At 48.6% G+C, this 10457-nt stretch carries 9 protein-coding genes; 2 read left to right on the forward strand and 7 right to left on the reverse strand.

The window, feature by feature from the left end; all coding sequences use genetic code 11:
* The first annotated feature begins 151 nt into the window (after positions 1–151).
* On the forward strand, positions 152–565 hold the full coding sequence (locus FU659_RS13420) for a thiol-disulfide oxidoreductase DCC family protein (RefSeq protein WP_147948038.1): 414 nt from the start codon (positions 152–154) through the stop codon (positions 563–565).
* A 35-nt stretch (positions 566–600) separates the two neighbouring features.
* Here the strand turns inward: FU659_RS13420 and FU659_RS13425 are convergent, their stop codons facing one another.
* Together FU659_RS13425 and FU659_RS13430 are read right to left on the reverse strand one after the other, a co-directional pair.
* On the reverse strand, positions 601–1386 hold the full coding sequence (locus tag FU659_RS13425; RefSeq protein ID WP_147948039.1) for a dioxygenase family protein: 786 nt from the start codon (positions 1384–1386) through the stop codon (positions 601–603).
* Between the two features lie 291 nt (positions 1387–1677).
* On the reverse strand, positions 1678–2724 hold the full coding sequence (locus FU659_RS13430) for an N-acetylmuramoyl-L-alanine amidase family protein (protein WP_187274133.1): 1047 nt from the start codon (positions 2722–2724) through the stop codon (positions 1678–1680).
* Positions 2725–2881: 157 nt separating this feature from the next.
* Here FU659_RS13430 and FU659_RS37140 point away from each other — a divergent pair, with 157 nt between their 5' ends.
* Positions 2882–3010: a hypothetical protein gene (locus FU659_RS37140; RefSeq protein ID WP_261807813.1), complete on the forward strand. Its 129-nt coding sequence runs from the start codon at positions 2882–2884 to the stop codon at positions 3008–3010.
* Positions 3011–3030: 20 nt separating this feature from the next.
* Here FU659_RS37140 and FU659_RS13435 read toward each other — a convergent pair whose 3' ends face one another.
* From FU659_RS13435 to purM, 5 genes are all read right to left on the reverse strand, one after another.
* A complete protein-coding gene (locus FU659_RS13435; RefSeq protein WP_147948041.1) occupies positions 3031–5076 on the reverse strand; it encodes a methyl-accepting chemotaxis protein in 2046 nt (681 codons plus the stop codon).
* Positions 5077–5864: 788 nt separating this feature from the next.
* Entirely contained in the window at positions 5865–7124 is a 1260-nt protein-coding gene (gene purD, locus FU659_RS13440) for a phosphoribosylamine--glycine ligase (protein ID WP_147948042.1), read from the reverse strand.
* A gap of 69 nt (positions 7125–7193) precedes the next feature.
* The gene (purH, locus tag FU659_RS13445) at positions 7194–8741 is read right to left on the reverse strand and encodes a bifunctional phosphoribosylaminoimidazolecarboxamide formyltransferase/IMP cyclohydrolase (RefSeq protein WP_147948043.1); all 1548 of its coding nucleotides are present in this window, start codon (positions 8739–8741) and stop codon (positions 7194–7196) included.
* A 62-nt stretch (positions 8742–8803) separates the two neighbouring features.
* Positions 8804–9415 carry a phosphoribosylglycinamide formyltransferase gene (gene purN, locus FU659_RS13450; protein ID WP_147948044.1) on the reverse strand — a complete coding sequence of 204 codons (612 nt, stop codon included), beginning with the start codon at positions 9413–9415 and terminating at the stop codon, positions 8804–8806.
* Complete coding sequence (purM, locus tag FU659_RS13455) at positions 9415–10455, reverse strand: phosphoribosylformylglycinamidine cyclo-ligase (RefSeq protein WP_147948045.1); 1041 nt, start codon at positions 10453–10455, stop codon at positions 9415–9417. Before purM ends, purN begins: the two co-directional genes overlap by 1 nt.
* Between the last annotated feature and the right edge of the window lie 2 nt (positions 10456–10457).

Below are 10457 nucleotides of genomic sequence, written 5' to 3' on the forward strand. Positions count from 1 at the left end.
ACCTCTTCTTCTAAATCGTTCTAGGAACATATATATTCTAGTGAACAGACAGATAGAAGACCTTTTTTGTAACAGAATCATAGAAAGATAGTTGGAGGAATGGCGGTGTATTAGGTATAGTAAAAAGATAGCCATGTAAGGAGGAGTCTCTATGACGAAGCCAAGCGATGATCAAGCCATCGTCCTGTTCGATGGGGTTTGTAATTTATGCAGTGGAGCCGTGCAGTTCATTTTGAAAAACGACCCGACGGGAAGATTTCGCTTTGCCTCCTTGCAATCGGAGATCGGGCAGCTGCTGCTCAAGCAGCATCATTTGCCTACGGGTATCATCAGCACGATCGTCCTAATTGAAGGCGGTCGCTCCTATACACGTTCAACGGCGGCGCTGCGTATTGCCAGACGTTTGCGTGGAGCTTGGCCGCTCGCCTATGCAGCCATTGTTATTCCCGCACCACTGCGTAATCTTGGCTATGCTTATGTCGCGCGCAATCGTTACCGCTGGTTCGGCAAAGCTGAGCATTGCATGCTGCCGAAACCGGAGTTCAAGCAGCGTTTTCTGGACTAGAAGTTGGGTTCAATCCCGGCTTTCCTGCCTGCGGGCTATGACTTTGGCTTCGCTCCAAACATCCAGCAGCTCAAGCTGAGCGTACCCATTTGAAAACTATGATGTAAAAGCTTCGCGCTTCGTGACGTATCCGCCGCCCCCATCGCAAGCAGCAAAGGCGCGAAATGCTCCGGCGTAGGAACTGCCTGACGCGCACTAGGCGCTCTTTCATCATATCTGATTAACGCATCCAAATTCCACGTTTCCAACTGCTCCGCCAACCACTCATCGAATGCCACCGCCCATACTCGGGGCACAGGATTATTAGGATCCCATTGGTTTACATTGTGAACCGTTCCCCCACTGCCGAGAATGAGCACATTCTCTTCCCTTAACGGCGCTAATGCTGCGCCAATCCGATAATGCTCCTCCGCTGTAAGCCGCGGATTCACTGAGAGTGCCACAACCGGTATGAGCGCATCCGGATACATAAGGTGAAGGGGAACCCAAGCCCCTTGATCCAATCCTCGCTCATCGTCAAGCTCACAACGAATTCCTTCATCTTGAAACAACTGCTGAATATGTAAACTTAATGTCAAATCGCCTCTGGCTGGATACTTAATGGCATAAAGTTCTTTAGGAAACCCGGAGAAATTATAGATCGTGTCCATTTGAGCGGAAGAGCTAATCTTTTGGATATGACTTTTCCAATGGGCGCTGAACAGCACGATGGCTTTGGGTGTGGGAATACCGCTCACAAGCTTTTGCAAAAATTCCGTATACGCATGCTGCTCGACAGCCAGACTCGGCGAACCATGCGCAATAAAAAAAGATGGCAGCAACCTCTATTCCCCCTTTCGATCCAATTAAACTTTCTTCCAATATACACCATTATTCTCGTTTCCACGAAAATAAAACCACCCAAGGATTGGGCGGCTAAGGTGTGAATTGACATGCGGCCCCACCGGTCACCGTAATATCATCAATATTCACCTAATATTCTCTATAAATAAAAAAGCTTTCACTTAACGAAGTGAACGCCTTTTTACTTCAAAACTTTATAGTCTCCAACACCGCAACTACTTGATGATCTAACAAGCTAAGAGTCAACTACAACCATTGCTCGCACCTATTCACAGAGTCGCTAGGTACTTCTCGATACCATCGGCGATGCTATCAGCAAGCTTCTGCTGATAGTCGGCTTCTGACATCAACTCGTCCTCTTCCGGATTGGTCATGAAGCCAAGCTCAACAAGTATCACAGGTACTTTGGACCAATTGAAGCCAGAGAGATCACTACGTGCTGATAGTCCTCGTCCGGCAGTTCCCGTTGTTCGCTTTAACTGCTCCAACATAAGAACTGCCGCCTTTTTGCTGTCGGCAGCAATCGGTTCGATTGAGGCGATAGCTGGGGATGGGTACAAGACGGAGAACCCTTTGGTCTTCGGGGAGCTGTCCCCGTCTGCATGAATACGCACGGTTAGCGCAGCTCCAGCTTCGTTCGACAGATCCGCACGCTGCTTGTTGCTAATATCCACGTCATGCGATTCACGGGTCATCGCCACTTCAATGCCTCTTCGCACCAGCTCTTGTTTGATTAACAAGGATACTTCCAGATTAAGTACATATTCCGGTTTTTTCGTCAGCACGCCTACCGTACCGGAGCTCACTTTGGGCTTCGTCTCCTGCCCATCCGGGCCAACTTGCTCAGGCGCGTTGTTGCCCTTGCGCTGGTGTCCCGGATCCAGCATGACGAGTTTTCCTGTGTGAGGCACGGCAGCTTTTGGAGAAGCGGCATTCTCCATTTTCGGCTTCTCCAAAAGCTGGTTAATATTTTCCGCTATTACTGGCTGAACAGCAGCGGAGTTGGTTATTGGGGCCGATTCCTTAGCTTCCATGTGCGTTTCAATATTTGTTTCCGTATTTCCCTTAGTTTTCGTAGCATTCGTAGGAAGCGGCGACGCCAATGTTGATTTCAACGTTCCCCCTTCACTTGGTGTTTCTAACGGTTCCGCTGCCGATATCTGTACATTTCTCGAAACCGTTGAAGAGGTATCCGCTTTGCTTGTAGGGACAACGATGCTCAAGCAGTACCAGCCAGCAGCGACCAACACGCAGCCTGTTAAAGCTACGATACTGATGTTTGCAAGCCTCATCTTCCGGTTTTTTGCAACTTTCACGCCGTTCTCCCCCATTATGATTTCAGATGTGAGCCTCACTTCGCAACCCTAGCGCAGAGTATGCCTAGAGATCACCTTACATTTCGTTACTCTGATGCATGAAACAAACATCATCTACCAAACATACCAATAAGGGAAAACAGAAGGAGGTCCTCACATGAACACTCTCTTAAGCTTCTTGTCACGCCATGCGCTATCGATTGTCTTAATTGCGGGTGTACTCATTGCCGTTTGGCTCATTTACAAAAATAAGGATAAACTGATCAGAGGCACCGATGACAAGTAAGGACATTAGTCGTAAGCAGCTTACACCTTAAATACTTTAACAACTTCTTGCAGCTCGTCCGCCATTTTGGATAACGATTGAGAAGCGGCGCTGACTTCTTCCATAGAAGCAAGCTGCTGCTCCGCAGCCGCGGCAATACTATGTGTGCTCTCCAGCGATTTGTCGGAAATCTCACAAATATGCTCGACAACCTCGACCATCCGGTTCGCATCCGTTTGAATAACGCTTGCCGATTGGGACACTACTTTCACATGTCCGAAAACATCCTCCACCGCTTGCAGAATCGCCAGAAATGCCGCCTTCGCGTTTTCGCTCATTACAGTCCCGTCATTAACCGCTTGATTGCCTTTATTCATGGATTCCACAGCACTGTTAATTTCAGACTGAATGTCACCAACTAAGCTGCGGATGCGGTCAGCCGTTTGTGCGGACTGTTCGGCAAGCTTGCGTACTTCGGTAGCGACGACGGCGAAGCCCTTGCCGTGCTCACCGGCCCGTGCAGCTTCAATGGAAGCATTAAGCGCCAACAAATTCGTCTGGCTGGACAAAGAGGTAATGAACGTAATCATTTCACCGATTTCTCGTGATTTTCCGCTCAGTTCATTGACGATCATCGAAGACTGTTCCATATTACCATGAATGAGCTTCATTTGCTCCGTAACTTCACCTACAGCTTTATTCCCTTTTTCAGCTGTAACAGCCGTTTTTTCGGTCGAATCATTCACTTTTTGCACACCATCCACAATCGATAGAAGCTGGTTCGCAATCTCGGTAACAGTCTGTTTCGAGGTGTCATTCATATGACTTTGCTCATCGGCGCTTGCGGCCACCTGCTGAATGGCATCTGTAATCTGCTCTGTCGCTCGCGAAGTCTCCTCTGAACTTGCCGATAATTGCTCGGACATGGAAGCAACTGTGTGCGTATGCATCGAAATAGCCCCCAGCATCGAGCGCAGTCTCTCCATCATCTCATTGAAGGAATGACCCATCTGTCCTAATTCATCACTCGTTTTTACTTCCATATGATGGGTTAAATCACCATCCGCAATATGACCCGCTATATTTTTGACTTTGCGTATTTCAACGACGAGGTATCGGCTGAATAAAATAATGGTCAGAACCATGATCATAACCGCGATGAAACCGCCAATGCTCAAGGACATCACAAGCTTGTTCACCGGCTCTTGCAGTTCTTTGTCCGGCATCACAAGCGCTAAGGTCCAACCCGTTTCCGGTATTTTTTGATAATAAATATGGTTAGCTCCATTGTCATCTGTGATCGTTGACTGTCCATTATTTTGAGAAAGAAGTGTCGATGCCAGCCCACTTAATGATGAGTTCGGGTCCTTATTCATATTCACCTTCATAACCTTGGACTTGTCAGGTGTTGCCAAATAATTCCCCTTGGTGTCAACCATGAACGCCCATCCCGTGTTGCCTACCTTCGTTTCTTCGATGAGCTTCTGCAACCTAGCCAAGTTAAAGTCTGAAGTTATTACGGCAAGGAGCTGCTTTTTCTGATCATAGACGGGAACACTTGTCGTAACCATCGTCACTTTGGTCGGTTCGTCATAGTAAGGATCGGTATATGTATACGATTGTTTCAAGTTCTGGCCGGCTTTGTACCAATCCTTATTCGGGTAATCGTAAGCGGGATCGTTGTAATCAGCTGTCAGCTTGACCGTGTCTCCCTCACGAAAAGCGTATGTCGAGACATACTTCGTTTTGGCATTGTACTTGAACGGTTCAAAAAAAATACCAAGGCCAAAGGTATCTTCACTCGTGACCAAGTCATTGCTAATCATTTTATTATAATTATCCAACGTCAGCTGGGTCGGGGCAAACTCCACGGTTCTAGCCAACACTTCTCCTACTTTTCGGTGCGCAACCATCTTGCCATTAATCGTACTGGTCACACTATCCAACTGCTGCTGCATCTTAAACCCGATCTCAGTATTAATTAATCCTTTACTGTACCCGTACGAGAACACCACAATCGCAACTAGTGTTACAACAATGAGAGGAACAAGCAACAGCATAAATTTACTTTGAATACTTTTCAGCATAGTCGGTCTCTCCTCCATTTTCCCCTCAATATATGACCTCCTATATTCGTTCGATATTCGGCAAGAACCTCTAATTTTCGACATTACAATAAAGATACTATAGTCAGGAAAGTCTTTACGGGTCTAGCTGTAAGCACGATTTTCAATGCTGTAAAGGCACGTTTACTATTACCGACGGCTGTAACTGGGGAAAACTGCTTTATCGTTTCTAACACGCCGCAATCGCGAGGCCATTTCCATATGAACTCTAACATTCAGACGAGAAAAACCGCCAGAAAGTCCTGACGATCCTATCTGTAAGCACGGTTTTCAGTGTTAAAGAGTAGTTATTGCTTGGACTGACTGCTGTAACACTGAAAAACAGTGTTACAATTCCAAATATGTCACTTTTGATCTACTTGTCTACCTGTAAGCACGATTTTCAGCGTTATAGAGCAGTTATTGCTCTGACTGACTGCTGTAACACTAAAAAACAGTGTTACAATTCCAAATATGTCACTTTTGATCTACTTTTCTATCTGTAAGCACGGTTTTCAGCGTTAAAGTGGAGCTGCTGCTCTGACTGACTGCTGGAACACTGAAAAACAGTGTTATCTTGCTAGACATACCGTTTGCGGAGCCATTTCCGTGTCGGACTCTTCGTATGTCATGACATCCTTCACAGACTTAGCGTGTAAACCCGTTCCATGGCGCGCTAATTTGGGTACTTCCTTGAGAGCATTCGGCCTAATATAAAAAAACACAGCCTCTGTTATAAAAATAGGCTGTGTCTCTGTGCTTTCATCCTGCTATTTCAAAGCTTTCATCGCAATATCCGTCCGGTAATGCTTCCCGTCAAAATGAATCCGATCCGCATCCGCGTAAGCTTTCTGCCGCGCCTCAATAATATCTTTGCCTAAGCCGGTTATGCCCAGCACGCGTCCGCCATTGGTCACGATTTGACCATTTTCAACCGCTGTTCCTGCATGGAACACAAGCGAGTCCTGTACTTGATCCAGCCCTGTGATGGGTAAGCCTTTCGGGTATGGACCCGGGTAACCCGGTGAAGCCACAATAACACAAACCGCTGCTTCGTCGCTCCACTCAATCGGCTGCTCAGCTAGCGTTCCGTTGTTGATCGCAAGGAAAATGTCGAGCAAATCTGTTTTCAATCGCGGCAAAATAACCTGCGTCTCTGGATCACCGAAACGAGCATTAAACTCAATCGTCTTCACACCGTTAGGGGTCAAAATCAATCCCGCATACAACACGCCTTTGAACGGACGGCCTTCCTTTACCATCGCATCTGCCGTTGGCTGAACGATGTTCACTAACGCTTCTTGAACGATAGATTCAGGAATGTGCGGAAGCGGTGAATAGGTACCCATACCGCCGGTATTCGGGCCTTTATCGTTATCATACACAGGCTTATGATCCTGCGAAGGCACCATCAAGCGCACAGTCGAACCATCAACAAAAGCGAGTAGAGACATCTCTTGCCCCGTCAAAAACTCTTCGATGACCACGCTGGCGCCGGATGCTCCGAACACTTGCCCAACCATGATATCCTTCAGCGCGGCTTCCGCTTCTTCCATCGTTTGAGCAACGGTAACGCCTTTACCTGCGGCCAAGCCATCGGCTTTAATGACAATCGGTGCAGATTGGCTGCGCAAGTAAGCAAGCGCTGGCTCGTACGCATCGAAGGATTCGTAAGCGGCCGTCGGAATGCTGTACTTCTTCAGCAATTCCTTCATGAACACCTTGCTGCCTTCAATAATCGCTGCGTTGGCGCGCGGTCCGAAAGCCTCAATGCCTTTGGATTCCAGATGGTCAACCAATCCTGCCGCTAACGGATCATCAGGCGCTACCATGACCAGATCAATCGCCTGTTCCTTCGCAAACGTGCTGATTTCCTCGAATTGCAGTTCCGTAATAGGCACACATTCAGCTAAACCCGCAATGCCGCCGTTCCCCGGTGCACAGAACAACTTGCTGACCTTAAGGCTCTTGCTCAAAGCCCAAACAATGGCATGCTCACGCCCGCCTCGTCCAATAACTAATACACGCATTGCTAGATAACCCCTCTCATGGGGAATGCCCACGGTCGCAAAAAATGATCGTGAGCATTCTCAGTTGTTTTAATGTTTAAAGTGACGAACGCCTGTCATCACCATGGCAATGCCTTGTTCGTTCGCTACGCGAATGGACTCTTCATCCTTAATGGAGCCGCCTGGTTGGATCACCGCTGTGATTCCTGCCTTAGCCGCCATTTCAAGCGAGTCGCCCATCGGGAAGAAGGCATCGGACGAAAGAACGGAGCCTTTCGCTTTATCGCCTGCTTGCTCAATCGCGATTTTTGCTGCACCCACGCGGTTCATTTGACCGGCACCAACGCCAACTGTCATATCGTCTGCCACAAGAACGATGGCATTAGATTTAACGTGCTTAACTACTTTCCATGCGAAAAGCAATTGCTTCATTTCTTCTTCCGTCGGCTGACGCTCGGAAACAACCTTCAAATCAGCTTCTGTTAACTGATAAGCGTCGCTGTCCTGAACGAGCATGCCGCCTTCAACAGTTGTCACCACTGGCTCTGCTTTGCGTCCGGCCACTGTATCTAAGCCGCTTACTTTGAGCAAGCGAATGTTTTTCTTTTTGGAAAGGATTTCGAGAGCTTCCGGTGTAAAGTCCGGCGCAATCACGATTTCCAGGAAAATCTCATGCAGCAGTTGAGCCGTTGCGCCATCAACCGCGCGATTCGCAGCGACGATGCCACCAAAGATGGAAGTCGGGTCAGCGGCATACGCTTTTTGATAGGCTTCCAGCACATTCGAACCGATACCTACGCCGCAAGGATTCATGTGCTTCACGGCTACAACGGCAGGCTCGCTGAACTCCTTCACGATCTGCAGCGCTGTATTCGCATCATTAATATTATTGTAGGATAATTCTTTACCATGTAACTGTTCAGCTGTCGTAATGTTGCCTGCAGCCGCATTCGGTTTCCGATAGAAAGCCGCGCTCTGATGCGGGTTCTCTCCGTAGCGAAGCTCCTGCATTTTCTCATAAGTAACGGTATAACGCTCTGGGTAAGGCTCGCCTTGCAGCTTGGACAAGTAATCAGCAATCAAAGCATCGTAAGAACCCGTGTGGCGGAATACTTTCGCAGCCAGACGTTTGCGCGTCTCCAGGGTCGTATCTCCACTCTCTTGCACCTCTTCCAACACCTGAGCATAGTCAGCGGCATCTACAACAACAGATACGAAAGCGTGGTTTTTCGCTGCGGAACGAAGCATCGTAGGTCCACCGATATCGATGTTCTCAATCGCTTCTTCGTAAGTCACATCAGGCTTCGCAATCGCTTGAGCAAAAGGATACAAGTTCACGACAACCAGATCGATATAGTCAAGCTCCAGCTTCTTCATGCTCGCTTGATGTTCTTCGTTGTCACGAACCGCCAATAATCCGGCGTGAACGGCTGGATGAAGCGTTTTAACACGGCCATCCATGATTTCAGGAAATCCTGTCACTTCGGAAATGCCGATTACCGGAACCCCTTTATCCTTCAGTAAACTTTGCGTACCGCCTGTAGAAATGATCTCAACGCCCAGCTTCGCCAGCTCGCTTGCGAATTCAACGATGCCCGTTTTGTCGGACACGCTGATCAATGCTCTTTTGATTGCCACTATGCTTCCTCCCAGAAATTGATTTTTGTATGTAAAATGATGGTTTGTATTGAAAAATACGCCTACAGCCGCACGCCAACCCTACGGCCGTCCAAGGTCACGCGACCCTCGCGCAACCAGCGAATAACCTGCGGCAGCAGCACGTGCTCAGCGGCATGGATGCGCTCCGTCAGCGAATCCGCTGTCTCGTGCTCGTGGATCTCCACTGCGCGCTGCGCGATGATGGGACCAGAATCCAGCCCGCCGTCAACGAAATGCACAGTCACGCCCGTTTGCTTCACGCCGTATTCAACGGCTTGCTCAATCGCGCGGACACCGGGAAAGGACGGCAGCAGTGAAGGATGAATGTTGATCATACGTCCATAGAACGGCACAACCAGCACATTCGTAATAATCCGCATGTAACCTGCCATAACGATCAGGTCAATCTGCCGATCCTGCAGCTCTTTAAGAATAAGCGTCTCATAAGCCTCGCGATTCGCGTACTCCTTCGGTTTAAACGCGAATACAGGAACCTTCGCTTCTTTCGCGCGTTCAACAACGAACGCCGAAGGACGGTCACAGACAAGAAGCTCGATGCTGACATCAAGCTTCCCCTTCTGCACTTGATCCACGATGGCCTGAAAATTCGAACCGCTGCCCGAAGCAAAAACCGCAATTCGATAAGGTTGCATTAAACCTCAGCTCCTTGGAACGTAACTACACGCTCGCCTTCTGTAACAACACCCAAACGGTAAGCTTTCTCGCCTTGCGCTTCAGCTGCTGCAATAGCTTTCTCTGCATCATCCGCTGCTACGATAACCACCATACCAATCCCCATGTTGAACGTACGGAACATATCATTGTTTGTAATGCCGCCTTCACGCTGCATCAGAGCAAAAATCGGCAGAATCGGCCATGAGCCGTACTGGATTTGGGCGTTTACGCCTTCAGGCAGAACACGCGGAATATTTTCGATAAACCCGCCGCCAGTAATATGAGCCATCCCTTTGATCGCTACGTCCTCCAGCATCGCCAAAACCGGCTTCACATACAGCTTTGTTGGCTCTAGCAGCACGTTGCCCAGCTTGTCGCCCAATTCCTCAACATGCCCTTGAAGCGTATATCCTTTATCCTCCAGCAAAAGCTTGCGCACAAGAGAGAATCCGTTACTGTGCACGCCGCTCGAAGCCAGACCCAAAACTACGTCTCCGGGACAGATCGTTGTACCGTCAATGATTTTTTTCTTGTCTACGATCCCTACGGTAAAACCAGCGATGTCATACTCCCCCGAGGCATACATCCCTGGCATTTCCGCCGTTTCACCACCGATTAGCGCGCAGCCGGACTGCGAGCAGCCGTCAGCTATCCCTTTAACGATAGCTTCAATTTTCTCTGGAACCACTTTGTCACAAGCCAGATAGTCGAGGAAAAAGAGCGGCTCCGCGCCTTGAACAATAATATCGTTCACGCACATGGCAACCGCATCGATGCCAATCGTATCATGCTTATCCATTGCAAAAGCGATCTTCAGCTTCGTGCCCACGCCGTCCGTACCAGATACGAGTACAGGCTCCTCGTACTTGTCTTTGTTCAAGCTGAACAGCCCGCCGAAGCCACCGAGGTCAGTTAACACTTCAGGACGGAATGTCCGTTTGACGTGTTTTTTCATCCGTTCTACTGCTTCGTTCCCTGCCGCGATATCGACTCCGGCTTTTTTGTAAGCATCCGACACTT

The sequence above is a fragment of the Paenibacillus sp. N3.4 genome (assembly GCF_008017805.1).
GTDB lineage: Bacteria > Bacillota > Bacilli > Paenibacillales > NBRC-103111 > Paenibacillus_E.

What these genes read in the sequence shown, in the direction of transcription:
- FU659_RS37140 (WP_261807813.1), top strand. Translation starts at nt 2,882, where the DNA reads ATGAACACTCTCTTAAGCTTCTTGTCACGCCATGCGCTATCGATTGTC.
- purN (WP_147948044.1), bottom strand. Translation starts at nt 9,415, where the DNA reads ATGCAACCTTATCGAATTGCGGTTTTTGCTTCGGGCAGCGGTTCGAAT.
- purD (WP_147948042.1), bottom strand. Translation starts at nt 7,124, where the DNA reads ATGCGTGTATTAGTTATTGGACGAGGCGGGCGTGAGCATGCCATTGTT.
- FU659_RS13435 (WP_147948041.1), bottom strand. Translation starts at nt 5,076, where the DNA reads ATGCTGAAAAGTATTCAAAGTAAATTTATGCTGTTGCTTGTTCCTCTC.
- FU659_RS13420 (WP_147948038.1), top strand. Translation starts at nt 152, where the DNA reads ATGACGAAGCCAAGCGATGATCAAGCCATCGTCCTGTTCGATGGGGTT.